The sequence below is a fragment of the Lysobacter enzymogenes genome, assembly GCF_900106525.1.
GTDB classification, from domain to species: Bacteria; Pseudomonadota; Gammaproteobacteria; order Xanthomonadales; family Xanthomonadaceae; genus Lysobacter; species Lysobacter enzymogenes.
The window spans coordinates 194,743-218,710 of record NZ_FNOG01000002.1 but is presented as its reverse complement, the minus strand read 5'-3'; the positions used below and the strand labels follow the sequence as shown (position 1 = coordinate 218,710).

24 protein-coding genes are annotated in these 23,968 nt (G+C 70.2%); 15 read left to right on the top strand and 9 right to left on the bottom strand.

Going from position 1 to position 23,968, the window contains the following annotated elements; translation table 11 throughout:
* Positions 1-553 precede the first annotated feature (553 nt).
* Positions 554-1,366 carry a DUF4349 domain-containing protein gene (locus tag BLU84_RS26145; RefSeq protein WP_074863716.1) on the top strand — a complete coding sequence of 271 codons (813 nt, stop codon included), beginning with the start codon at positions 554-556 and terminating at the stop codon, positions 1,364-1,366.
* Between the two features lie 62 nt (positions 1,367-1,428).
* On the opposite strand, the gene BLU84_RS05260 is transcribed toward BLU84_RS26145, so the two are convergent.
* A complete protein-coding gene (locus BLU84_RS05260) occupies positions 1,429-1,725 on the bottom strand; it encodes a hypothetical protein (protein WP_074863712.1) in 297 nt (98 codons plus the stop codon).
* A 150-nt stretch (positions 1,726-1,875) separates the two neighbouring features.
* Between BLU84_RS05260 and speG the strand changes: the two genes are divergently transcribed.
* Positions 1,876-2,439, top strand: coding sequence for a spermidine N1-acetyltransferase (gene speG, locus BLU84_RS05255; protein WP_074863710.1), 564 nt, complete (start codon positions 1,876-1,878; stop codon positions 2,437-2,439).
* Between the two features lie 121 nt (positions 2,440-2,560).
* On the opposite strand, the gene BLU84_RS05250 is transcribed toward speG, so the two are convergent.
* Positions 2,561-3,499 carry a peptidylprolyl isomerase gene (locus BLU84_RS05250; RefSeq protein WP_083382339.1) on the bottom strand — a complete coding sequence of 313 codons (939 nt, stop codon included), beginning with the start codon at positions 3,497-3,499 and terminating at the stop codon, positions 2,561-2,563.
* Positions 3,500-3,520: 21 nt separating this feature from the next.
* A complete protein-coding gene (locus BLU84_RS05245; protein ID WP_074863708.1) occupies positions 3,521-3,985 on the bottom strand; it encodes a DUF1579 family protein in 465 nt (154 codons plus the stop codon).
* A 190-nt stretch (positions 3,986-4,175) separates the two neighbouring features.
* Here BLU84_RS05245 and BLU84_RS05240 point away from each other — a divergent pair, with 190 nt between their 5' ends.
* The gene (locus BLU84_RS05240; protein ID WP_074863706.1) at positions 4,176-4,541 is read left to right on the top strand and encodes a PadR family transcriptional regulator; all 366 of its coding nucleotides are present in this window, start codon (positions 4,176-4,178) and stop codon (positions 4,539-4,541) included.
* Positions 4,538-5,551 carry a sensor domain-containing protein gene (locus tag BLU84_RS05235; RefSeq protein WP_233431075.1) on the top strand — a complete coding sequence of 338 codons (1,014 nt, stop codon included), beginning with the start codon at positions 4,538-4,540 and terminating at the stop codon, positions 5,549-5,551. The genes BLU84_RS05240 and BLU84_RS05235 overlap by 4 nt, the downstream gene beginning before the upstream one ends.
* Positions 5,552-5,803: 252 nt before the next feature.
* Here the strand turns inward: BLU84_RS05235 and BLU84_RS05230 are convergent, their stop codons facing one another.
* Both BLU84_RS05230 and BLU84_RS05225 read right to left on the bottom strand, forming a co-directional pair.
* On the bottom strand, positions 5,804-7,048 hold the full coding sequence (locus BLU84_RS05230; RefSeq protein ID WP_074864622.1) for a polyhydroxyalkanoate depolymerase: 1,245 nt from the start codon (positions 7,046-7,048) through the stop codon (positions 5,804-5,806).
* Between the two features lie 402 nt (positions 7,049-7,450).
* Complete coding sequence (locus tag BLU84_RS05225; protein WP_074863704.1) at positions 7,451-8,059, bottom strand: class I SAM-dependent DNA methyltransferase; 609 nt, start codon at positions 8,057-8,059, stop codon at positions 7,451-7,453.
* Positions 8,060-8,340: 281 nt separating this feature from the next.
* Between BLU84_RS05225 and BLU84_RS05220 the strand changes: the two genes are divergently transcribed.
* Positions 8,341-8,793 carry a CopD family protein gene (locus tag BLU84_RS05220; RefSeq protein WP_074863702.1) on the top strand — a complete coding sequence of 151 codons (453 nt, stop codon included), beginning with the start codon at positions 8,341-8,343 and terminating at the stop codon, positions 8,791-8,793.
* Between the two features lie 124 nt (positions 8,794-8,917).
* Here the strand turns inward: BLU84_RS05220 and BLU84_RS27060 are convergent, their stop codons facing one another.
* Complete coding sequence (locus tag BLU84_RS27060) at positions 8,918-9,073, bottom strand: hypothetical protein (RefSeq protein WP_170849095.1); 156 nt, start codon at positions 9,071-9,073, stop codon at positions 8,918-8,920.
* A gap of 946 nt (positions 9,074-10,019) precedes the next feature.
* Here BLU84_RS27060 and BLU84_RS05215 point away from each other — a divergent pair.
* Together BLU84_RS05215 and BLU84_RS05210 are read left to right on the top strand one after the other, a co-directional pair.
* Entirely contained in the window at positions 10,020-12,161 is a 2,142-nt protein-coding gene (locus BLU84_RS05215; protein WP_074863700.1) for a tripartite tricarboxylate transporter substrate-binding protein, read from the top strand.
* 173 nt (positions 12,162-12,334) lie between these two features.
* The gene (locus BLU84_RS05210; RefSeq protein ID WP_074863698.1) at positions 12,335-12,619 is read left to right on the top strand and encodes a hypothetical protein; all 285 of its coding nucleotides are present in this window, start codon (positions 12,335-12,337) and stop codon (positions 12,617-12,619) included.
* 137 nt (positions 12,620-12,756) lie between these two features.
* Here the strand turns inward: BLU84_RS05210 and BLU84_RS05205 are convergent, their stop codons facing one another.
* Positions 12,757-14,463, bottom strand: a complete 1,707-nt coding sequence (locus BLU84_RS05205; RefSeq protein ID WP_074863696.1) for an alkaline phosphatase — start codon at positions 14,461-14,463, stop codon at positions 12,757-12,759.
* 362 nt (positions 14,464-14,825) lie between these two features.
* On the opposite strand from BLU84_RS05205, the gene BLU84_RS05200 reads away from it, so the two are divergent.
* From BLU84_RS05200 to BLU84_RS05185, 4 genes are all read left to right on the top strand, one after another.
* Positions 14,826-15,254: an ArsR/SmtB family transcription factor gene (locus BLU84_RS05200; RefSeq protein ID WP_074863694.1), complete on the top strand. Its 429-nt coding sequence runs from the start codon at positions 14,826-14,828 to the stop codon at positions 15,252-15,254.
* A 192-nt stretch (positions 15,255-15,446) separates the two neighbouring features.
* Complete coding sequence (locus tag BLU84_RS05195) at positions 15,447-16,772, top strand: dicarboxylate/amino acid:cation symporter (protein WP_074863692.1); 1,326 nt, start codon at positions 15,447-15,449, stop codon at positions 16,770-16,772.
* A gap of 51 nt (positions 16,773-16,823) precedes the next feature.
* Positions 16,824-17,531 (top strand): hypothetical protein, encoded by a 708-nt coding sequence (locus BLU84_RS05190; protein WP_139174693.1) that lies wholly within the window; start codon positions 16,824-16,826, stop codon positions 17,529-17,531.
* 80 nt (positions 17,532-17,611) lie between these two features.
* Entirely contained in the window at positions 17,612-18,166 is a 555-nt protein-coding gene (locus BLU84_RS05185; RefSeq protein WP_074863688.1) for a hypothetical protein, read from the top strand.
* Positions 18,167-18,314: 148 nt separating this feature from the next.
* Here the strand turns inward: BLU84_RS05185 and BLU84_RS05180 are convergent, their stop codons facing one another.
* A complete protein-coding gene (locus tag BLU84_RS05180; RefSeq protein ID WP_074863686.1) occupies positions 18,315-18,803 on the bottom strand; it encodes an NUDIX hydrolase in 489 nt (162 codons plus the stop codon).
* Between the two features lie 186 nt (positions 18,804-18,989).
* Here BLU84_RS05180 and BLU84_RS05175 point away from each other — a divergent pair, with 186 nt between their 5' ends.
* Positions 18,990-20,393: a M16 family metallopeptidase gene (locus BLU84_RS05175; RefSeq protein ID WP_074863684.1), complete on the top strand. Its 1,404-nt coding sequence runs from the start codon at positions 18,990-18,992 to the stop codon at positions 20,391-20,393.
* A gap of 13 nt (positions 20,394-20,406) precedes the next feature.
* Positions 20,407-21,828: a M16 family metallopeptidase gene (locus BLU84_RS05170; RefSeq protein ID WP_074863682.1), complete on the top strand. Its 1,422-nt coding sequence runs from the start codon at positions 20,407-20,409 to the stop codon at positions 21,826-21,828.
* Between the two features lie 216 nt (positions 21,829-22,044).
* Here BLU84_RS05170 and BLU84_RS05165 read toward each other — a convergent pair whose 3' ends face one another.
* Positions 22,045-22,452, bottom strand: a complete 408-nt coding sequence (locus tag BLU84_RS05165) for a hypothetical protein (RefSeq protein ID WP_139174691.1) — start codon at positions 22,450-22,452, stop codon at positions 22,045-22,047.
* Between the two features lie 172 nt (positions 22,453-22,624).
* Here BLU84_RS05165 and BLU84_RS05160 point away from each other — a divergent pair, with 172 nt between their 5' ends.
* Both BLU84_RS05160 and BLU84_RS05155 read left to right on the top strand, forming a co-directional pair.
* Positions 22,625-23,236, top strand: a complete 612-nt coding sequence (locus BLU84_RS05160; protein WP_074863677.1) for an NADPH-dependent FMN reductase — start codon at positions 22,625-22,627, stop codon at positions 23,234-23,236.
* Positions 23,233-23,730, top strand: coding sequence for an acyl-CoA thioesterase (locus tag BLU84_RS05155; RefSeq protein WP_074863675.1), 498 nt, complete (start codon positions 23,233-23,235; stop codon positions 23,728-23,730). Before BLU84_RS05160 ends, BLU84_RS05155 begins: the two co-directional genes overlap by 4 nt.
* The last annotated feature ends 238 nt before the right edge of the window (positions 23,731-23,968 follow it).

Sequence of the window (23,968 nt, the reverse complement as noted above, 5' to 3'; positions counted from 1 at the left end):
GTCGAGTCGTGGCTTGCAGCGCGGATATTCCTCCACGCTGCACTTCGTTGGCAATGCGTAATTTCAAGAGCACTACGAATAGTGTTTTTTATGTGTTTTATAGGCGTTTTATTTACTTAGAATTTATCGCCTGATGGAGTTTTCTGCGCGATTCCGCGCGTCTCGATGTGCTGATTCTCACGTTGTCGGTGCGTGCACGGACGTCGCACGGTGCGGGTTTTCGCTTTCGCTGTGGCGAGTGCGAGCGGGGTCGGCCGCCGCGTGCGATCGCTGTGGGCAACAGCGGCGGTGTCGCTCGGACTCGATGCGCACCCGGCCAGGTTGGCCGCGCGGCCTCGGCGCAAGCGGGATGTCGGCATGGAGGGTGGTGTTGCGTTCGAACCCCGTTGCGCCGCCCGGGACGTTGCCAGTTCGGCGGGCCGGGGAATGCGCAGATTCCGCGCCGCAATGGCATAGTGCCGCCAGCCAAGACGGCGAGGGAGAGGCAACAATGGAGAAACCGCACATGGGTAAGGGAACACAGGGCGAGCGAGCGCGCAGGACGGGATCGGCGATGCGCTGGCTGTTGCTGGCGGCGCTGGCCGTCGCGGCGCTGGGCTGCAGCAGCAAGCACGCGCCGGAAGCGGCGGCGTCGGCCGCGGACGAGGCGGCCGCGCCGGACGCAGGCGGCGGTTCGGCCAAGGCCGACCTCGGCGTGTTGCTGGCCTACGAGCACCGCGTGCGCGTGCGCCTGTCCGGCGAGCAGATCGCCGGCCGCACCAAAGCCGTGCAGGACGCCTGCAGCGGCGGAAAATTCGGCGCCTGCGTGGTGCTGGGCATGAATCAGAGCGGCGGCGACGCGCCGTCGGCGAGCCTGCAGGTGCGGATCGTGCCGCAGGGCGTGGAGCCGCTGATCGCGCTGGCCGGGCAGGGCGACCAGATCGCCGAGCGCGGCATCCAGGCCGAGGATCTGGCCGTGGCCGTGCGCGACAACACGATGCGCCAGGACCGCCTGCGCCGCGAGCACGCGCGCCTGCTCGAGTTCCAGGAGCGGCGCGACTTGAAGATGGCCGACGTGCTGACCCTGTCCGAGCGCATCGCCGAGATCGAATCGCAGCTGCAGGCCGCCGAGCAGGAGGCCGCGCAACAGCAGCGCCGGATCTCGACCCAGCTGATCACCTTCGAATTCGCCACCACCGCCGCGCAGGAAAGCAGCAGCGAGATCGGCCAGGCGCTGAAGGAATTCGGCGGCATCGTCGCTTCGGTGGTCGCGTTCCTGATCCGCGCGTTCGCGGTGTTGCTGCCGCTGGGCCTGGTCGGCGGGTTCTGCCTGTGGGTGGTGCTGAAGCTGTGGCGCGCGCGCCGTCGGCGCAAGGCCGCGGGCTGATCGATTCCGCTCTCGGGGCTCGTCCGTCGAGGGCGAGCCCCCTTGAGGACGAGCGCCCGGCCTCAGCGTTCCTCTTCGGTCTCGAACTCGACCAGCACGTCCAGATCGAACGCCAACGCTTCCACCGCTTCGCGCACTTTGTTGGCGGTGGAGGCATTGGGCGCGTCGATTTCCAGTTCGTGCACGCCCGGGCCGCTGTCGTCGGGCAGGCCGGCGGAGCTGGAATCGGCATCGTCCATGTGCGGCATCAGATCGGCGACTTCCTCGACGTGTTCGATGCCGTCGAGGCTGTTGAGCAGGTTGCCGATCGCGCGCGCGTCGTCGTCGTTGCCGGTGATGCGCAATCGAAGCAGGGGCATGGCGGACACCTGGGATCGCGAGGGAGTCTGGAGGCTAGGCAGCGGCCGGCTAAGACTGCGTGAACATCGCGCATACGCGATCCGCGCGCATCGTCACACGCCGTCGCGCGGCGTCACACGCGCTGCATCGCGACGGAGTAGGGTAGCGGCATGACCAGCGTGCCCGTCGAAGACCCCGCTCCCCCGCCCGCCGGCAACGGCGTGACCCTGCGTCCGCTGGAGCGCGGCGATCTGCACTTCATCCACATGCTCAACAACAACCGCAGCGTGATGGGTTATTGGTTCGAGGAACCGTACGAGTCGTTCGTCGAACTCGAAGAGCTTTACCGCAAGCACATCCACGACCAGTCCGAGCGCCGCTTCATCGTCCAGGACAGCGCGATGGAGCGGATCGGACTGGTCGAGCTGGTCGAGATCGACCACCTGCATCGGCGCGGAGAGTTCCTGATCATGATCTCGCCGGAGCACCAGCGCCGCGGCTATGCGCGGCTGGCGACGCGGCTGGCGATCAACTACGCGTTCCGGGTGTTGAATCTGTACAAGCTGTATTTGCTGGTGGACGTGGACAACACCCGCGCGATCCGGATTTACGAAGACGCCGGATTTCAGCGCGAAGGGGTTCTGGTCGACGAGTTCTTCACCGACGGGCGCTATCACGACGTGGTGCGGATGTGCTTGTTCCAGCATCAGGTGCTGGGCCGGGTCGGGAACTAGCCCCGCCTTTTCCTTCTCCCGCTGGCGGGAGAAGGTGCCCCGCAGGGGCGGATGAGGGCACGCGGCTGGCTTGCCCTCACCCCAACCCCTCTCCCGCAAACGGGAGAGGGGCTTCGACGCCTCAGCCCTTCTTCTCCCGCACCGGCAGCGGCACGTTGCACACGTTGATGTGCCCGGCCGGCTGCAGATACCAATCGTCGCGGCGGTTGCGCCGCGATTCCACCAGCTCGGCGAACAGCGGCGTGTCGGTGCGCAGCACTTCGAGCGGGGGGCGCTGCGCTTGCGGTACGTCGGCGGCGAGTCGGATCGAAACGATCGGCGCGCGCTCGGACGGCTTCTCGTAGAAGCCCAGCGCGCCGGTGCCGCGCGGCAGCACCGACAGCAGTTCCATGCCCTGCACGACCCGGCCGACGGTGGTGATGTTGCGGTCCAGGTGGCGCGGCGATTGGCCGATCACCACGTACAGCTCGCTGCCGTTGCTGGAATCGGGGGCCATGTCGCGGCCGGCGCCGACGGTGCCGTAGCAGTGGGTCAGCCAGCTCGAACCGGCGGCGGAATCGCGCGCCGCCGGGAAACCGTCGACGAAGCCGGCCTGCTTGGCCCAGCCGTCGGCGTCGGGCAGCACGGTCATCTTCAGCCCGGCGCTCTTGCGCGCGAACTCGGCCGGCAGCTTGGCCTTGGCGCCCGCGCCGAGCGGCTTGCGCTTGGCCGCGTCTTCTTCCGGGTCGCCCCACTGCACCACGTAGTTGTCCTGCGAACGGTTGACGCTCAGGCCGTTCCAGTAACCGCTGTGGGCCAGCGCGCGGATGTTGGCGACGTGCTCGGGCGCGAACTGCGGCGCCAGCTCGATCACCACCCGGCCGCGCTCGAGTTCCAGGTAGATCGTGTTGTGCGGATCCAACTCGCGCCAGTCGCCGGGCTGGCTGGCGTCGAGCACCTGCTGCATGGTGCGGCCCTTGGCCGGCGCGGCGGGCGCGGCCGCGTGCGCCGCGCCGGCGGCGAGCGCCAGCGACAGGGCCAGCAGGGCGGTGCGCGAGGGGTTCATCGTGTTCGCAGTCATGGGCGTCCTTGGGGTCGTGGCTCAGGCTTGGCGCGCGTAGTCGCCGCGGATGAATTCGGCGAAGTCGTCCTGGCCGGGAAAGCGATTTTCGATCGCGAAGCGGTAAGTATCGCCGCGCAACTCGTAGCGCGAGCGCGCTTCGCCGCGCGGCGTGCGCCGTTCGAAGCGCAGCACCTCGCCGTCCCAGCGGCCGCGCGCGGGCTCGGCCGGGAAGCCCATCGAGTCGAACCACCACCACAGCACGTCGGAGGTGTCGGGTTCGACCAGAAACACGCCGTGGCCGCGGAACACCACCTGGCCGTCCTTCTCCTGCTCGTAGTCCTGCAGCAGGGCGACACCGTCCAGGCCGACGCGGAAGCGGCTGCGGCCGTGGGCCGGGCCGCCGGCGCCCCAGGGCGAGGGCTGGGCCAGCTCAGCGCCGGCCCAGTCGCCGGCGAGGCGGTGCAGGCGGGCGAGCTGGGCGGGGTCGGGGCGGGGCGGTTGCATGGCGGCTCCGGTGGCGGGTCAGGGGCTGGGCTAGCTAGAAGGTAGCGGATAGGAGCTAGGAGTTAGCGACCGCACTTCGCCTCGCACTACCTCCTAGCTCCTATCCGCTCTCTCCTAGTTACTACCGGCACATTCGCTATAGCGAACTTCGCAATAGCATGATCTCAAGACTAGCCCAGGGGCCCCGCCCGTGACCGACCTCGACAGCCATCTGCGCAAGTTCCAGAAGGAGCTCAGCACCGGAACCGTGTCGCTGGCGCTGCTGGCGGTGCTGGGCGCGGCGGACGAGCCGATGTACGGCTACCAGATCGCCAAGCGCCTGGAGCGCGAGGGCGAGGGCGTGCTCAGCGGCAAGCAGAGCGCGCTGTACCCGGTGCTGCGCAACCTCGGTGCGGCCGGGCTGCTGGACAGCCACGTCGAGCCGTCGGTGACCGGCCCGCCGCGGCGCTACTACCGCATCACCGACAGCGGCCGGGCGGTTCTGCGCGAATGGGCGCAGGCCTGGCGCGCGACCCGCAACTCCGTCGATTCCGTCCTGCAGGGGCTCGATCCATGAACGCCATCACCGGCACCGCCCACACCCCGACCTCCGCCGACCTGGTCCCGGCCGGGCCCGACCGCGCCGACCCCGCGCACGCCGCGGCCAGTGCTGCCGTCGACCTGCCGCGCTCGATCCCCGAGTACCTGCAGCGCCTGCGCCAGGCGCTGCGCGGCGCCGACCCGGCGCTGGTCCAGGACGCGCTGTACGACGCCGAGGAGTACCTGCGCGCGGAGCTGGCCGAAAACCCCGGCAAGAGCGAGGCCGAGGTGATCGCCAGCGTCGCCGGCAGCTACGGCGCGCCCGACGAGGTGGCCGAGATCTACCGCGACACCGAAGTCAAAGTGCAGACCGCGCTGCGCCCGCCCAAGCCGGCGCCGCGGCGCTCGTGGCTGGGCCGCTTCTTCGGCGTGGCGCTGGAGCCGCGCAGCTACGGCGCGCTGTTCTACATGCTGCTGTCGCTGGCCACCGGCACGTTCTACTTCACCTGGGTCAGCACCGGCCTGTCGCTCTCGCTGGGGCTGCTGATCCTGATCATCGGCGTGCCGCTGCTGATCCTGTTCCTGGCCTCGGTGCGGGTGCTGGCGCTGGTGGAGGGGCGGCTGGTGGAGGTCATGCTCGGCGAGCGCATGCCGCGCCGGCCGCTGTACACCGACCGCGAACGGCCGTGGCTGGAGCGGATCAAGGACGTGTTCACCGATCCGCGCACCTGGGGCACGCTGCTGTATCAGTTGCTGATGCTGCCGCTGGGCACGGCCTACTTCACCATCGCGGTGACGGCGCTGGCGGTGTCGCTGTCGTTCGTGGCGGTGCCGTTGGCGGTGTGGTTCGGGTTCTTCGACGGCAACATCTGCATCGACGGCGGCTGTTCCTACGCCGGCGACCTAGGCGTGCTGCCCGGCGTGGTGCTGTGGCCGCTGTCGCTGCTGATCGGCATCGTGCTGCTGTTCGCGACATTGCACCTGGCGCGCGGCATCGGCTACCTGCATGCGCAACTGGCCAAGGCGTTGCTGGTGCGTTGGGGCTGAGCGCCGCCGACGGGCATCGAGAACAAGGCCGGCGCCCACGCCGGCCTTGTTCGTTTTCGCGATAGCGCCCTGTAGGAGCGGCGCGAGCCGCGACTGCGACAACGCAACTGCGCCGAAACTTTCGTCGTGACCGCGTTGTCGCAGTCGCGGCTCGCGCCGCTCCTACAGGTAGCGGCCGGGGCATCGACGCGAGCGGCAAGAAAAAAGCCCGGCGCGGGGCCGGGCTTTCGGAGCGTGCGTCGCGATGCGAACTCAGTCGGCGTAGCGAGCGATGAACTCGCGCACCTGCGGATACACCTGCTCGCGCCAGCGTCGGCCGCTGAAGATGCCGTAATGGCCGGCGCCGTCGACGGTGATGTGCTCGCGCTGGGATTCGGCCACGCCGGTGCACAGGGTGTGCGCGGCTCGGGTCTGGCCCTGGCCGGAGATGTCGTCGAGCTCGCCTTCGATGGTCAGCAGCGCGGTGTTCTTGATCGCGCCCGGGTTCACCCGCTCGCCGGCCACGTCCCACAGGCCGCGCGGCAGCAGGTGCTGCTGGAACACGACTTCGATGGTGTCCAGGTAGTACTCGGCCGGCATGTCGAGCACGGCGTTGTATTCGTCGTAGAAGCGGCGGTGCGACTGCGCGTCTTCCAGGTCGCCCTTGAGCAGGTCCTGGTAGAAATCCCAGTGCGACTGGAAATGCCGCTCCGGGTTCATCGCCACGAAACCGCTGTGCTGCAGGAAGCCCGGGTACACGCGGCGGCCGCGGCCGGGGAAATTGGCCGGGACGTGGTGGATCAGATTGCTCTCGAACCACCACAGCGGCTTGTGCTCGGCCAGGTCGTTGACCTTGGTCGGGCTCTCGCGGGTGTCGATCGGGCCGCCCATCATCACCAGCGACCGCGGCGTGGGTTCGCCGCGCGCGGCCATCAGCGACACCGCCGCCAGCACCGGCACGGTCGGCTGGCAGACGCTGATCACGTGCACGGTGTCGGCACCGATCTGGCGGATGAAGTCCTGGATGTAGGCGACGTAGTCGTCGAGGGTGAAGGCGCCTTCCTCGGCCGGCACCATGCGCGCGTCGATCCAGTCGGTGATGTAGACCTTGTGGTCGCGCAGCAGGGTGCGCACGGTGTCGCGCAGCAAGGTGGCGTGGTGGCCCGACAGCGGCGCGACCACCAGCACCGGCGGGTCGTCCTTGAGCTCGGCGATGTTGCCGGCGTCGTCGGCGTAGCGCTTGAAGCGCAGCAGCCGGCAGAACGGTTTGCGCGCCATCTCGCGTTCGATCACCGGATAGGCGTTGCCGTCGATCTGGATCGAGTGGATGCCGAACTCGGGCTTCTCGTAATCCTTGCCGATGCGGTAGAGCAGCTCGCAGCCCGCGGCCACGCGCGAGGCGCCGGGCAGGGTGGACAGCCAACTGCCGGGCGCGGCGAACATCTTGGCGCCGGCATCGGCCCAGTAGGTCATCGGGGCCATCCAGGCGCGGCCGAGTTCGTGCATCTGATAGAGCAGCATTCGGGTCGGACTCTCTGTGGCGGGCAGGGCTGGCGCGGGAGCGTAAACGCTTCCGGGACGTGCGGTTTGCTGCGGCGCAGCATAGCGGATTGGGATGGCGGTCGCGTGAAGCGGGGGATTCCGGTCGCGATCGGGGCTGAGACTTGCCCGGGGCGTGGCTTGCGGCGCGACCGGCTACTCCGCGGTCGCAGCTTGCGCAGCTCCTACAGTCGGGATCGAAGCCGCGGCCACTCCCTGTACCACCGCGCTTGCGGCGCGAGCGGCAGCTCCGCGGTCGCAGCTTGCGCAGCTCCTACAGTCGGGATCGAAGCCGCGGCCACTCCCTGTAGGAGCGGCGCGAGCCGCGACCGCGCCACCGCGCTTGCGACGCGAGCGGCCTCGCGCGGCGTCGTTCGGCAATCAGCCGGCGGTCTCCAGCGCCGCCGTCCCTCCGGCCAACGCCGGCCCCAGCCACAGGTGCGAACCCAGCGCCTGCAAGCCATGCGCGGCGAAGCGCTCGCGGTAGAACTTGGCCGGCCGGCGCTTGAAGCCGTCGGTGTCGCCTTCGATGCCGTCCTCGCGGGTGAAGGTCTCCAGGAACGCCACACCGCCGCACAGGTCGGCCAGGCCGGACAGGCCGCGGTCGAGCTCGCGCGTGTCCAGGTAATGCATGACGTCGCTGCAGATCAGCAGGTCGGCCGGCGCGCACGGGCGCAGGAATTCGAAATCGCCGAAGCGGGCCAGGTGCAGGTTGCGGGTGCGACCGAAGCGCGCAACCGCGTACTGGCTGGCGTCGAATCCCAGATACTGCGCGCGCGGACGCAGCTTCAGCAGCGGCGCGCGCCACGGGCCTTCGCCGCAGCCGATGTCGAGCACGCTGCGGATCGGGCGTTCGAGGTGGTACTCGGCGGCGGCCACGGCCAGGGCGACCTTGCGCGCCAGGCGCGCGGCGCCGCCGATGGCCTCGTCCTTCAGGGCGGGGTCGCGGTACCAGCGTTGGAAGTAGTCGCGGTCGTACTGTTTGCTCATGCGGAGTCGGGCCGGTCGGTGCAGCGCCGCGGCGGCGCCGGCGGATGCGGCGGCCGGGCGCTGGGGTTGCGTGGAGCGTGGCATGCTAACGCGCCCGGGGCCGCAAGGCCCGCGCGCAGCGGGCGCGGCCGCCGACCCGCTGGAAACAAGCGCAGCCGCATCGGTCCGCCCGCATTGCGCGAGCCCCTCGGGCCCGCTGGAAACGCACCAAGCCTCGCATCGGCGCGCAACGCCTGCGGGGCCGCCCACACCGCCACCTGTTCCGTACCGGGAAGCCTGCGATGAACGCCTATCTGTGGACCAAGACCTTCCATATCGTGTTCGTGATCGCCTGGATGGCCTCGGTCTTCTACCTGCCGCGGATCCTGGTCAACCTCGCCGAGGCCCAGGGCGAACCGGCGGTGCGCGCGCGGCTGCTGCTGATGGGCCGCAAGCTCTACCGCTTCGGCCACGTCATGTTCGGCCTGGCCTTCGTCTGCGGCCTGCTGATGTGGCAGGGCTACCGCGTGTTCGGCGACGGCCTGCCGCAGATGTTCGCCGTCGGCGGCTGGCTGCACGTCAAGCTGACCTTGGTCGCGGTGCTGCTGGCCTACTACATCTTCACCGGCCGCTGGCTCAAAGGCCTGGACAAGGGCCGCGCGCTGCCGTCCTCGCGCACGTTGCGCTGGTTCAACGAACTGCCGCTGGTGGCCCTGATCGCGATCGTTTGGCTGGTGCTGGCCAAGCCGTTCTGATTTCGCCGAAGCGGCGAAGCTGCGCGCGCGATCCGCAGCTTCCTGTAGGAGCGGCGCGAGCCGCGACCGCGGGGTAGCCGGTTGCCTCGTCAGCGCGGTGTCGCGGTCGCGACTCGCGTCGCTCCTACAGCGGCTTCGTCGCATCGCGCACCGGCTTTGCCGGTGCTGTCGCTTCGCCCGCCGCAACGATTTCCACAGCGCCTGTGGACAAACATGCGGACAGACGCCGTGGAATCGGGTTCCACGCCTTGCGCCGCAAGGCTTTCGCGAAATTGGTCATTTTTTGTCCAGGCGCTGGATAAGCGCGCCGACTTGGCTCTGCACGGCAGTTTCACGCGTTCCACGCCGGCGCGTTCCCAGGTTTCGCAGCCTGCGCGACGCCGCTGCGCTATCCACACGCGCTGTGGACAAACATGCGGACAGTTGCCGTGGAATCGGGTTTCACGCCTTATGCGGCGGGGCTTTCGCGAGTTTGGCTATTTTTTGTCCAGGCTGGGGAAAGGCTGGAAATCCAGCGTGGATCGCATCGCGCCCGGCCGCGCATGCGCTCGGCCGCGGGTTTTTCAGCACTGCGCTATCCACATCGCCTGTGGACAAACTTGCGGACACTCTGCGTTGAATCGGGTTTCACGCCTTATGCGACAAGGCCTGCGCAAGTTTGGCTAAATTTTAGCCAGCCGCCGAAACCGGCGAAAATCGCGACGGCTTGACGCCACCACGCTCATCGCCTAGCCCGGGCTTCGCAGGCAGGCCGCGAGCGCGCGGCTATCCACACACGCTGTGGACAAGGTTGCGGACAGCGGCTGTGGAATCGGGTTCCACGCCTTGCGCTGCAAGGGTTTCGGCGGTTTGGACAAAAAATGTCCAGCGGTGGAAATCGCAGCGGGCATCGTGGACGCGCCGTAAGTCGCAGGTTCCGGGCGCGCTTGGGCCCGATCGCTACCCGCATCGCCGTGGGCGAACGTGCGGAAGCGAGCCCCGACGGAGTGGCTGATTTTTGTCCAGGGCTGAGCGAGCGCGGGGCGGAAAGCTCACGGCCGAAACCGAAGCCGGGGGCGGGTGGACCGCGGCCTTCGCCGGAACGACGGCAGGCAGGGAAACCCGAGCACCCCCGCGGCCCGGCTGTCTTTCTCCGGCGCCAGCGCCTACGCTGCCGTCGAGGCACGATGCCGTTTTGCGCTTACGCTGGAAGCGCTAGAAGTTCGTCAAGGAGGATGCGCCATCCCATGAAGCGCCTGCATCTGTTCGCCGTCCTGCTGTGGTTCGGCGCCGTCTTCCCGCCGGCCCAGGCCGCGGCGCCGAGCTACGACGATCTGCGCGCCGATCCCGACGCGCTGCCCATGCAGCCGGTGTGGCAGCTTCGGCCGGTGGACCCGGACGCGCCGCCGTGGGAGGACGTCTTCGCCTTCACCCTCGGGATGGCGCCGGAATTGGTGGCGCGGTCGCGCTGGTTGAGCCTCAATCCCGGCGACAACGCCGAGCGCTCGCCGGCGCTGTTCGACACGCTCGAGGGCCGCGCGCTGTTCCTCGCGCCGACGGCGCGCAGCTTCTGCGACGGTCGCTGGCGGGTCGTGCGGCTGGAGCGGATCGGCATCAACGCCGCGCTGCAGCCCGAGCTCAAGGTGTGGCTGGTCGAGCGCGGGCCCGATGGCGCGCAACGCACCACCCAGGCCTACGGGCGCGTCGATGCCCAGGGCCGATGGGCCGTGCCGCCCAAGACCTGCGCGGGCGAAGACACGGTATCGACCGACGCGCCGGCTGCGCTGTCCTACCCGATGGCCGGCGAACCCGCGCCCACCGAGTCCGGCCTGCAGGTGGAAACGGTGCTGGGGCAGCCCGGCTTGCGCGATGCGCAGGGGCACTGGCGCACGCCCGCGCCGGTGCGCGACATCGCCACGGCGCAATGGATGCGCGGCCGCCAGGAGCCGGTTCCTGCCGGCTCCACCGCGCTGGGCCTCATCGACGCGCAGGGACGCACGGTGATCCCCTTCCTCTTCTCCGAACTGCCCGACGCGGCCGGGCCGCGCCGCATCCGCCTGTGCACCGCCGCCGGCCAGGACCGGCGGCTCAGCGCCGACACGCCGCGCGCCTGCCGCTGGCAACGCCTGCGCGGCGGCGCGGCCGGCACGCCCCCGCGGCCGGTCCAGGACCCGGACAGCGGCCGCTGGGGCTACCAGGACGCGAGCGGCCGCTGGGCGATCGCGCCGCAGTTCCAGCAGGCGCGCGCATTCCGGCATGGCTATGCGGTGGTCTCGGGGCCGTATCCGCAGCAGTGGCGCCCGCCCGGTTGGCAGGACAGCCGCCCGATCCTGCGCAGCATCCAGCGCTCGGGCCGGCACTGGGTGGCCGAAGCGATGGTGCGCAACGCGTCCACGGGCGGACAGTGGGCGCTGCGCTACGGCGTGTTGAACGATGCCGGGCAATGGCTCGCGCCGATGCCGGAGTACGTGTTCCACATCGCCGTGCTGGTTCCGCCGGGCGGCCGCAGCGGCTACTACGCCGAACTGCTGGCCCAGCATCTGCCCAGGCTGCTCGGGCGCGAGGTGCAGGTCGACTACGTGCCCCAGGCGACGCAGGACGACTACCGCCGACTGATGACGCAGGGCGGAACGGCGACGGCCCTGCTGGCCGCGCTGCGGCTGCCGCGCGGAGGCATCGCCGGCGTGCACAAGGGCCCGGACATCGACCAACTGATGCATGCCCTGCGCCCGGTCGCCCTGCTGGCGTCGCAGCCGCAGGTGTTGGCGATCGACAGCGCGCAGGCCGATGCGTTGGGCATCGGCGACATCGACGATCTGCTCGACTACGCGCGCGCCCATCCTGGCGCGCTGCGCATCGCGACCGGCGACGACGGTTGGACCGGGCACCTCGCCTTCGGTCAGTTCCGCGCGTTGAGCGGCGTCGATGTGCAGCGCGTGGTGGTCGCGGGCATGTACCCCGACTCGGACGTCATCACCAAGCAGCACGCGGCGCAGTTGCTGTTCGCGCCGGTGAACGGCGTGGCGACGGCGGTGCGGCGCGGCCAGCTGCGGGTGCTGGGAACCGCGGCCGAGCCGGCGCATCCGCAGCGCTTCGATGGCGCGGTGTGGCCTACGCTGGCATCCAATGCCGCACTGGCCGGCTTCACCGCCTACGACCGGTTCAGCCTGTGGGCGCCGGAAAATTCGCAGGCCGCGTCCAACCGCAAGCTGCAGGAAGCGGTGGCCCAGGTGCTGGCCCTGCCGTCGGTGCAAAAGCAATTGCAAGACCTTCAGGTCGTGGCCGGCGGCGGTTCGCCGGAGCAATTGCTGGCGCTGGAAAACGAAGAGCGCCGGCGCTGGGAGCGCGCGCTTTCGCTCCCGGCGCCGGCTGCGCCGCCGTCGCCCTGACCGGTGCGCAGGCCGCGCTTGCGGCGCGCCTGCGCAGTCGATACCGCCGCCGCGCAACCCGTCGTCGCTCGCCGCGGCCAGGCGCGTGCCGTCGGGCGAAGCGCCTACACTGCGCGTCTCGCCGCTCGCGCAGGGCGAAACCGACACCACGGCCGGCCAGACGAGAACAAGGGATGTTCACCCGGAAGCAAGAGAAATGGGCGATGGTCGTCGTTCTCGCGTTCCTGGCGCTCGCGCTGTACGTCGCGGCCGGGGTGTCCGTGTTCGGCGCTGCGGACCGCAGCGACGATTTCCGCGCCGGCTGGATCGCGGCGATATCGATGGCGCTGTGCTACCAGACCGGCTATCGGAACATTCTGCGGAACGCGGGGCCGCTGGTTTTCGTGGTCGTGTTCCTGCTGCCCACAGTGCTGCAACTGATCGGCGTGGCGATCCGGTTGGTCAGACTCTATTCCTGATCCCGACGCGCGATCCGCGTGCGTCGGCGAGCGCAGCTCTCGGCTGCGGCCGCGGTGCGCGGGCGAAAAAACGGCGACCCGCGCACGGGCCGCCGTCCGGTTCGCCGCGCCGGCCCGCAGGCCGGCGCCGTCGCGCCTCAGCGCGCGCTCTTGAAGTCCTCGGGCTTGGGCAGGGTCACCGGGATCTGGTGGCCGTCGCAATCGCCCTTGGCGCACAGCGAGGCGCGCAGCTTGGGCATGGACTGGAGCAGGAAGTGGTAGATGGTGTTCTGCTCGACGCTGCCGCGCACCGCCGCGCTGCCGGGGCCGCGCGCCCAGATGCCGACGTCGTCGCCGCCGTGGGTCTCGCTGCTGGTCGGCACCAGCGCTTCCTGCATGTAGTCGGGGGCTTCGGTGTTGACCTTGGTCAAATCCGGACGGCCTTTCTCGATCTCCATCGTGCCGCTGACGGTGTGCGGGAAAGTGTGCGGGCCTTCGGGCTGCTGCGCGCTGGCGCCGGTGTAGCCCGGGCCGTTGCTGTAGTTGAGCGTGGTGTAGGGCTTGCCGAGCGCGTCGCGGGCGTAGTCGTTCGGGTCGCCGTCCTCGCCGCTGGTGCCGCGCACCTTGCCCAGCATCGGGTTGCCGCGGGTCGGGTAGCCGACGAAGCTCAGGGTGTGCGAGTGGTCGGCGGTGACCAGGATCAGGGTGTCGTCGGCCGAGGTCGCCTGGTTGGCGGCGTCGACCGCTTCGCTCAGGGCGATGGTGTCGGTCAGCGCGCGATACGCGTTGCCCATGTGGTGGGCGTGGTCGATGCGGCCGCCTTCGACCAGCAGCACGTAGCCGTTGGGATTGCGCTTGAGCCGCTCGATCGCGGCCAGGGTCATCTCCTTCAGCGAAGGCTCGCCGGCGCCGTCCTGCGGGCGGTCGTGCTCGAACTGCATGTGGTCGGGCTCGAACAGGCCGAACAGCGGCTGGTCCTTGGGCGCCGCTACCAGTTGCTTGGCGTTCCACACATACGCGCCGCCCGGATGGCGTTGCTTCCAGGTGGCGATGAGGTCGCGGCCGTCCAGGCGCTGGCCGACCTTGTCGTCGTACTCGGGGTCGCGCTGTTCCACCGTCATGAAGTTGGCGCGGCCGCCGCCGAGCAATACGTCCGGGCCGGTGCCGTAGGGGCTTTCGATCATCTGCCGGGCGATGTCGAGGCAGCCCTCGGCCTTGGCCTTCTCCGGCAGGTCCATGTCGTTTTCCCAGTTGCGGTCGGCCGAGTGGCTGAAGGTCGCGCCCGGGGTGGCGTGGGTGACGCGGGTGGTGGTGACCACGCCGGTGGCCAGGCCGCTGCCGGCGGCGAGTTCCCACAGGGTCAGCATCGGCGCCTTGAGCGCTTCGCTGCAGTCGCCGCGCGAGCCCTTCTGGCCGATGCTGAGCACGCCGGCGCGGGTCTTCACGCCGGTGGCCATGGCGCTCATGGTGCCGGCCGAGTCGGGGGTCTGCGAATCGGTGTTGTAGGTCTTGCTCAGCGCGGTGGAGGGGAAGCGCTCCCAGCTCAGCCGGTTCTCTTCGCCCGGCGCGCCCTTGAGCTGGCCGGCGAGGATGCGCGCGGCGGCGACCGTGGTCAGGCTCATGCCGTCGCCGACGAACAGGATCACGTTCTTGGCCTTGGCCTGCGGCGCGCCGCGCTGCGCGGCCTGGGCGGCGCCGTCGCGGTACCACCAGGCCGGGGTCTCTTCCTGCGGGTGCTTGATCGTCGGCACGTCGATGACGACGCCGGCCGTGGGCGCGTCGGCGCGGGTGGCCGGCGCGGCGGCCGCGCAGGCGGTCAGCAGGGCGGGAACGAGGAGGACGGAGGCGGAACGCAGCTTGGACATGGGCGGGCCGGGCGGTGGACGGACAAGCCCGCGATTATGCCCGGGGTGCGTGACGGCGGAAGGTCCGCGGCGCAGGCGGGGTTTGCGGAGTGTGGCTGGCGGTGGGGGCGGAATTTGCGGGGTTCGCGGTCGTTCGCGGTTTCGCGGTCGCGGCTCGCGCCGCTCCTACAGCGGCTACGGATACCGCATGGGCTACCTGTAGGAGCGGCGCAAGCCGCGACCGCGAATCCACGACAGCGACGAAACCCGAGGTCGCTCCAAGCCCATCACCAGCGAAGGCCCTGGCGCCTCGGGACACAGATTCCGATTTTCGGAACTACGGATCATTGGCGCGCGCCCCGCGCTTGTAGCAAGCTGTGAGCATGAGACCCCTGCATCACCCCGCCACCGCCGATATCGAGCTGACCTCGGTGCTGTACGCGCTGGCCGACCCGGTGCGCCTGAGCCTGGTGCGCGGTCTGAGCCGCGACAAACCGGTGTCGTGCATCCGCGTGAGCGAGGAAAAGCAGCTGGCGCTGCCGCGGGCGACGCTGTCGCGGCATTTCGACGTATTGCGCTCGGCCGGGCTGGTGCACACCGTCAAGTCCGGAACGCAGTATCTCAACACCCTGCGCTGCGACGACCTGGAGCAGCGCTTCCCGGGCCTGCTGCGCGCGATCCTGTTCGCCGAAACCGGCGCGGCGGCGCCCGCCGAAGCCGCCAAACCCGCGCCGCGCGCGGCTTCGCGGCCGGCCGCGGCGTCCAAGCGCACGGCCGCGGCGCCGGCGCGCACGGGGCGCGCGCGCTCGTGAGCGCGGCCGCGGCCTGGTGCGATTTTGCCGATGCCGCTCACAGTCATGACGTTTGGTTGCGCGCTTATGCACTTGGATCAGCCGGCGCGCGGGCCAAGCTGTTTATCGTGTCGTCCCTTGTGCCGTCCTGCGGGCCCGTCCTGCGCTGACGACACGCCCGTCCCCGCCACCTTTCGACCTCGGTAGCCCGCGATGACCGCTTTGTTCTCCGCCTGGTTCCGCATTCCCTTTTGGCAGCGCGTGGTCGGCGGCTTCGTCCTCGGCGCGCTGGCGGGCTGGGCGTTCGGGCCGGCGGCGGAGACCTGGTTCGGCCCGCTCGGCGATCTCTACGTCACCCTGATCAAGATGATCGCGGTGCCGCTGGTGTTCTTCGCGGTGATCAACGCGGTCGCCTCGCTTCACGGGCAGAAATCCATCGCCGCGCTCGGCGGCCGCACCTTCTTGTGGTTCGCGATCACCGCGGTGCTGGCGGTGGCGGTGGGCCTGGCGGTCGGCACGATCCTGCAGCCCGGCGCCGGCGTGATCGGCCTGGCGATGGACTCGGACTACAAGCCGCGCGACGTGCCCAGCGTGACCAAGGTGCTGCTCGACGTGGTGCCGAGCAATCCGTTCTACGCCCTGACCGGCATCGGCACGACCAAGAACGCCGCCGGCGAGACCGTGCTGGCGGTCGGCAAGGGGTCGATCCTGCCGGTGATCTTCTTCGCCGGCCTGCTCGGCTTCGCCATGGTCAAGCTCGGCGAGAAGGTCGCAGGCCTCCGCAAGCTGGTCGGCGAGGCCAGCGAGCTGATGATCCAGGTCACCCGCTTCGTCCTGGAAGTCACCCCGATCGGCACCTTCGGCCTGATCGCCGCGCTGGTCGGCGCCTACGGCTTCGAGAAGCTGCTGCCGCTGGGCAACTTCGTGCTGGCCTTGTACGTGGCCTGTGCGCTGCACATCGTGGTGGTCTACAGCGCGCTGCTGCTGGCGCACGGGCTCAACCCGCTGAAGTTCTTCCGCGGCGCCGCGCCGGGCATGCAGGTGGCGTTCGTGAGCTCGTCGAGCTTCGCCGCGATGCCGGTGGCGATGCGCTCGATCACCCACAACCTCGGCGTCAACAAGGATTACGCGGCGTTCGCATCGCCCTTGGGCGCGAGCATCAAGATGGACGGCTGCGGCGCGATCTATCCGGCGCTGTGCGCGGTGTTCATCGCCCAATACACCGGCACGCCGCTGACCGCCGATCAATATTTCATCGTCCTGATCGCCTCGGTGCTCGGCAGCTTCGGCACCGCCGGCGTTCCGGGCACGGCGGTGATCATGGCCACCGTGGTGCTCAGCGCCGCCGGCCTGCCGCTGGAGACCATCGGCTATCTGTACGCCATCGACCGCGTGCTCGACATGATGCGGACCATGACCAACGTCACCGGGCAGATGCTGGTGCCGGTGCTGGTGGCCAAGGAAACCGGCTTGCTCGACCGCGAGATCTACGAGGCGGCGCCGACCGATGTCGGGATCGAGGAAAACGCAAAGGGCTGATGCGCACGCCGGCGCCAAGCGCCGTGCAGGCCGACACAGGGAGGTGGGGCGATGGAAACCGCTGTCGTTGCGATGACGTCGGAAGAACGCGAGCGTCTGCGGCCGATGAGCGACGCCTGCGAGCGCGTCGAACCCGCCGGCGTCGGCGAGTGGCTGTTGCATGTCGCCGTCGCGGCGATCTACGTGTCGTTCGCGCTGATCCTGGCCTGGATCGTCACCCACATCGTCCGAGACGTCGCCGGCGCGCCCGGGTGGGGCGCGGGCTTCTGGCGCGCGGCGCCCTGGCTCGGCGCGGCCGCGGTGGCGCTGGGCGCGATCGCGGTGCGCCGGGCGTTTGCGCGCGATGCGCGAGCCAACCTGTCGCGAGCCCTCGGCCCGTATCGCGCCGACGCCGAGGCCGCGCTGGTGCGCGAGGAGCGCTACCGCGTGCTGGAGTGCCGCGCGGTGCGCGAGCCGGACGAAGGCGGCCGCATCTATCTGCTGCGCACGCACGACGGGCGCTGCCTGGTCGTGTTCGATCATGCGAGCTTCGACTTGGCCGAAAGCGGCGCGGACCCGGCGGCCAGCCCGTTGCGGCCGGCGCGCGAAGCCATCCTGCGCTGGGCGCCGCAATCGGAACTGCTGCTCGGCCTGCGTTTCGAGGGCGAGCCTTTCGCCCCTTGCGAGCTCGAACCGCTCGATCATCCGGTGCCCGACTGGAGCCACGACGCCCGGCTGTGGGAGCACGACTGGGCCGAGGTCGAGCGGCGTTTGCGTTAGCGCTTGCTGCGGGTTCCGCCGCGATTGGCGGCCGGCCGGCGATCGGCCATGATCGCCGCAGTCATCCAGGAGGACGCCGCATGCCGAACGGACTGTCGTTGTTCGCGCCGGCCGTTTGCGCGCTGGCGCTCGCCGCCTGCGCCAGCGCGCCGCGCCCAGTTGCGATGCCAGCGCCCACCGGCGCCGTCGGCGTGCGTTCCATCGACAAACGCCTCGTCGCCGCCGAGCGCCTGGCCCTGGCCGCCAACGAAACCTTCCAGATGCCGCTGGCCGAAGCCGGCAACGCCGCGCCGGAGTATCCGCAGGCCTTGCTGGCGCAGCGCCTGCCGCCGCAGACGGTGTGCCTCAGCGTCGCCATCGGCGCCGACGGCGCGGTCGCCGGCAGCCGCGCGCTGGCGGCGGGCGAGGGCTGCCCCGCGCAGACACCGGCGGATCCGCGTTTGCTCGACGCCGCGCGCGCCGCGGTCGCGCGCTGGCGCTTCGATCCGGCGTTCCGCTGCGTCTATCCCGGCGCCAAGCCGGCCGACGAGCAGGGCTGCGTTAGCGGCCGCGAGGAAGCGGTCGCGGTCAGCCTCGCCTACAGTTTCGTATTCGAACAGAAAGAAGGTCGCGGCACGGTGCGGATGGGGGATTGAGGCGCAAGGGCGGGCCGAAGAGCGTCGGGCCTGAAGGCCCTCCCACAACCGCATCGCCGCATGGATGAGCGGCTGCGCAGTTGTGGGAGGGCCTTCAGGCCCGACGCCTTTCGACCCGATCAGGCAGCCGCGCTACGCACAAAGCCGCTCACACCCGCGAATACGTCCACGACACCATCCGCCCCTCGCGGTACGGCATCACCCCGTGGAACGGCCGCGGGTCGCGGTCGAACACCAGCGGCAGGAACTCGCGGTCGCCTTCCCACATCGGCAGCTCGTGCAGGCGGTCGATGTCGACCCACTTCAGCGTGCCTTCGGGATTGCTCGCATACGCCTCGCCTTCGAAGGCGTCGATCACGAACACGAAGCCCAGCCAGTCCTCGCCGCGTTTGCCGAAGCCGGGCCAGCTGATGGTGCCGCGCAACTGCAGCGAGGTGCATTCGATCCCGGCTTCCTCGCGGATCTCGCGGCGCATGCCGGCCAGCACGTCCTCGTCGGGTTCGAGCTTGCCGCCCAGGCCGTTGTACTTGCCGAGCTGGTGGTCGTCGGGGCGGGCGTTGCGATGGACCATCAGGACCTGGCGGCCATCGGGCGAAATCACGTAGCCCAGGGTGGCCACGATGGGGGTGTACGGCATCGGCGGATCGGCGCGCGGGGAAGGGCAGGCGCACAGTGTGGGCGATCGCGCCGGCAACGGCCAGCGGCGCCGGCATCCCCACGTGACTTCCGACCCGCACCGTCGGCGCCGCGGCTCGGTTAATGTGCGCAGGACTGCGCCCGCGCCGCGCCGGCGCGGACCATTACGACAGGACAGGGAGCCCTCATGCGCAAGCCTCACCTTTGCGTGCTGCTCGCCGGCCTGACCACGCTCGCCTCCGCCGCGTTCGCGACCTCCGCGTCCGCCGCCGAGAGCGATCGCTGGCAGTTGCCGGTGGCGGTCAAGAAACTCGACAACGGACTGACCGTGGTCGTATCGCCCGACCACAGCTCGCCGACCGTCGGCGTCAGCGTGGTCTATCACGTCGGCATGCGGCTGGAGCCGAAGAACCGCACCGGCTTCGCCCATCTGTTCGAGCACCTGATGTTCCAGGGCACGCCGAAGGCGCCCAAGGGCGTGTTCGATCAGGTCATCTCCGGCGGCGGCGGCCGCAACAACGGCTCGACCCGGCCGGACTACACCAACTACATCGAAGTCGCGCCGGTGTCCGCGCTGGAACGCATCCTGTGGCTGGAAGCCGACCGCATGAAGACCCTGGACTTCAACCCGGCCACGCTGAAGAACCAGCAGGACGTGGTCAAGGAAGAGATCCGGGTCAACGTCAAGAACAAGCCCTATGGCGGCTTCATGTGGCTCGACATCGGCCAGCATGCGTTCCAGAAGTGGGAGAACAACCACGACGGCTACGGCAGCTTCCAGGACCTGGAGAGCGCCAGCCTCGCCGACGTGCAGTCGTTCCACCGCGACTACTACGGCCCCAACAACGCGGTGCTCGGCATCGCCGGCGACATCTCGCCGGAAGAAGCCTTCGCCCTGGCCGACAAGTACTTCGGCGCGGTCGCCGGGCGGCCGACGCCGGCGCCGGCCGACTATAGCGAAGGCCTCAACAGCGCCGAGAAGCGCATCAGCCAGACCGACGCGCTGGCCCAGGTGCCGGCGATCGCCGCCGGCTGGAAGATGCCCGCGCGCGGCAGCCGCGACCAGGCGCCGATGGCGGTGCTGGGCAACGTGCTCGCCGGCGACGACGCTTCGCGCCTGCATCAGGCGCTGGTCAAGCAGCGCCAGCTCGCGCTCAACGTGCAGCCGCTGTACGGCCTGGGCGACGAGTGGAACTACAACGGCCCCACGCTCTACACCTTGTTCGCGCTGTACAAGCCCGACAGCAGCGCCGACGCGGTGCTGGCGGTGATCGACGAGGAAGTGGCCAAGATCGCCCAGAGCGGCGTCGACGCGGCCACCCTCAAGCGGGTCAAGACCAAGATGCTGGCCAATTGGTACAACGGCCTGGACGCCTTCATCGACCGCGCCGACACCCTGGCGGTGATGCAGACGCTGTGGGGCGACGCCAACGCGATCAACAAGATCCCGGCGCTGATCGAAGGGGTGACCTCGGCCGATCTGCAGCGCGTGGCCAAGACCTACCTGACCCGCGCCAACCGCACCGTCATCGACCGCCGTCCGGCCGCGCCCGCCGCGGCGCCCGCCGCCGCCGCGCCGGCCAAGCCCTGAGGAGAGCCCAGCCATGAGCCTGACCATCAAGCCCCTCGCGCTGCCGCTCGCGCTGGCGCTGACCCTCGCCGCCGGGGCCGCCAGCGCCGCCTCGGTCGCACTGCCGGAGCGGCTGCCGCCGCTGGCCGCCGACAAGCCGCTGCCGGTGCCGCAGATCGCCCGCAAGACCCTCGCCAACGGCCTGGAAGTGTGGGTGGTGCCGCGCCAGGGCCTGCCGCGGGTCGACTACGTGCTGGCCGTACGCAACGCCGGCTACGCCGCCGATGCCGCGGACGCGCGCGGTTTCGCCTCGCTCTACGCCAGCCTGCTGGTCGAAGGCACCGCCAAGCGCGACGCCAAGGCGATCGCCGAAGCCGCGCAGAGCTACGGCGGCTCGATCGGCGCGTCCGCGACCAACGACGGCGTGGTCCTCAGCGGCGACGCGCTGGCCTCGCAGGCCGCTTCGATGCTGCAGCTGATCGCCGAAGTCGCGCAGAGCCCGAGCTTCCCCGACGCCGAAGTGCAACTGGCCAAGGCCAATGCATTGCAAGGCCTGAAGGTGGCGCAGGCGCAGCCGGGCTACAAGGCCGCGCGCGCGCTGTCGGCGGCGGTGTACGGCGATCATCCCTACGCCCGCACCCAGCCGACCGAGGCCTCGATCGAAGCGGTCGCCGCCGAACAGGTGCGCGCCGAACACGCGCGCCGCTTCCGTCCCGACCGCGCCTTGCTGGTGGTGACCGGCCGCATCTCCGCCGAGCAAGGCTTCAAGCTCGCCGAAGCGGCCTTCGCCGGCTGGAAGGCGAGCGGCGAAGCGATCGCCGACACCGCGCCGGCGCAGCGCAGCGCGCCGGCCCAGCGCATCTTCATCCAGCGCGACGGCAGCGTGCAGTCGGCGCTGCGGCTGGGCCGTCCCGGCATCGCCGCCACCGACGCCGACTACGTGCCCGCGCAACTGGCCGGGATCGTGCTCGGCGGCGGTTTCAGCAGCCGCTTGATGCAGAACCTGCGCGAGGACAAGGGCTACACCTATGGCGCCCGCGGCGGCCTCACCACGATGCGCGCCGGCGGCGCGATCCAGGCCTCGGCCGACGTGCGCAACGAAGTCACCGGCGCTTCGCTGGGCGAGTTCGTCTACGAGTTCGGCCGCCTCAACGACTACCCGGTGCCGACCCAGGAACTGGAAGACACCAAGCGCTACGTCGCGGGCGGTTATCTGATCGGCAACCAGCAGCAGCGCTCGGTCGCCGCCAGCCTGGCCGGCAACTGGCTGATCGGCCTGCCGGCCGAGTTCCTCGGCGAGTACGTGCCGAAGATCCGCGCAGTCGACGCCGCCCAGGTGCAGGCGATGGCGAAGAAGTACTACGCCGCCAAGGACCAGTCGATCGTCGTGGTCGGCGACTACAAGGCGGTGGCGCCGCAGCTCAAGGAGTTCGGCGAGTTCAAGCAGGAGAAGTGAGTTCCGCGCGTTTGCGCGCAGTGCCCGCGAACCCCGGCTTCGGCCGGGGTTTCTGTTTTCAGCGGATGCGCGCGGGGAGGGCGGTCGCGCAATCTGCGCTCGCGCTCGTGCCGCGAGCGACAGCCTCGAGGCGGTGCGGGCAGGTGCAGCGAGAGCTTGCAGGCGCTAAGCGGCTTCGGATCGGGCGCCGCAGCCCGGCGCGGCGACGGCGCGGGATCAGCCCGCCGCGCGCCGCTGCGCCAGCCGCGCGCCGAGCCAGCTCGCCGGCAGCGGCAAGGCCACGCCGGCGATCAGCAGCCACAGCGGGTGGGCGAACATCGCGGTGACCGCGACCACGCCCGCCGTCACCAGCAGGCCGATCGCGAGCGCCGCGCCGCGCTTGTGCCGGCGCGAGATCAGCGCGGCCAGCAGGCCGCCGTCGAGCGCTCCGACTACCCAGCCGGCCAGCACCAGCAGCAGGGCCGGCAGCGGCGCGGCGGCCAGGTGCGCGCTCATCGTCGCCGGGTCTTGCGCCTGGGCGCCGGCCGGCAGCGGGTGCAGCAGGCCGTAGCCGGCTTCGAACAGCAGCATCGTCGCCATCGCCAGGGCCAGGCCCGCCATCGCCGCCACCATCGTGCGTCCCATCGCATCGCTCCCTGGCAAGCCGGCGCGCGGCCGGCGACAGCGCGAGCATCGCGCCGGCGTGCGCGGCCTGCAAGCGCGGCGCAGTTCGGTGCGGCCAGGCGCGTGCACCCGCGTGTCGGCCCGCGGACGCGCGGCTCGCGCATAATTCCCGCGCCAGCACAGGAGTCCGTCGATGTCCGCCAGCCCCGTTCCTTCGCCCCCGCGCCTGCTCGCCTTCGCCGGCAGCCTGCGCTCGGGTTCCTACAACCGCCGCCTGATCCCGGTGCTGGCGCAGGGCGCGCGCGCCGCCGGCGCGCAGGTCAGCCTGATCGAACTGCGCGATTATTCGCTGCCGGTCTACGACGGCGACATCGAAGCCGAAGCCATGCCCGAGAACGCGCGCCGCCTGCAGGAGCTGATGGCGCAGCACGACGGCCTGCTGATCTCCACCCCCGAGTACAACGGTTCGATGCCGGCGCTGGTCAAGAACACGCTGGACTGGATCTCGCGCCCGCTGCCGGACGGCCGCTCGGGCACCACGCTGTTCGCCGACAAGGTCGCCGGCATCGTCTCGGCCTCGCCGGGGCCGCTGGGCGGCTTGCGCTCGCTGCTGGTGCTGCGCGACGCGCTGGCCAAGCTCGGCCTGATCGTGGTGCCGCAGCAGGTCGCGGTCGGCCAGGCCGGCGACAAGCTGCACGACTACGGCGAACTCGGCGACGAGCGCCAGCGCGAAGCCGTGCACCGCGTTGGCGCCGCGGTCGTGCGCCATCTGCGCGTCTACGCCACCCAGGGAGCCCCGGCATGAAAGGCCAGCAACGCGAATTGAACCTGCGCTTCCTCGCCCAGCCCACCGACGTCAACTACGGCGGCAAGGTCCACGGCGGCATGGTGATGAAGTGGATCGACCAGGCCGGCTACGCCGCCGCGGTCGGCTGGAGCGGCAAGTACAGCGTCACCGTCGCGGTCGGCGGCATCCGCTTCGTCGCGCCGATCCGGATCAGCGACCTGGTCACCGTGCACACCAAGCTGATCCACACCGGCACCAGCAGCATGCACTTCGCCGTCGACGTCAAGGCGCGCGACCCGGGCCTGGACGACGGCGAGCCGGAAGAGCGGCTGTGCACCCACTGCGTGATCGTATTCGTGGCGATGGACACGGTCGAAGGCAAGCCGACCCCGGTGCCGCCGTGGACCCCGGTCACCGACGACGACAAGCGCCTGGCCGAGTACGCGCTCAAGATCATGGAGCTGAGCAAGGGCATCGAGGCGACGGTGGAGCGGTACGTGCACGAAGGTTGAGCCGGGCTCGCGCGAGGCGGGTTGCGTCGTGATCGCGGTGTCGCGGTCGCGGCTCGCGCCGCTCCTACAGGGGGCGGCCGTGGTTTCGTTTCCGACTGTAGGAGCTGCACGAGCTGCGACCGCGGGGCAGCCGGTCGCGTCTTAGGCGCGGTGTCGCGGTCGCGGCTCGCGCCGCTCCTACAGGGGGCGGCCGTGGTTTCGTTTGCGACTGTAGGAACTGCGCAAGCTGCGACCGTGG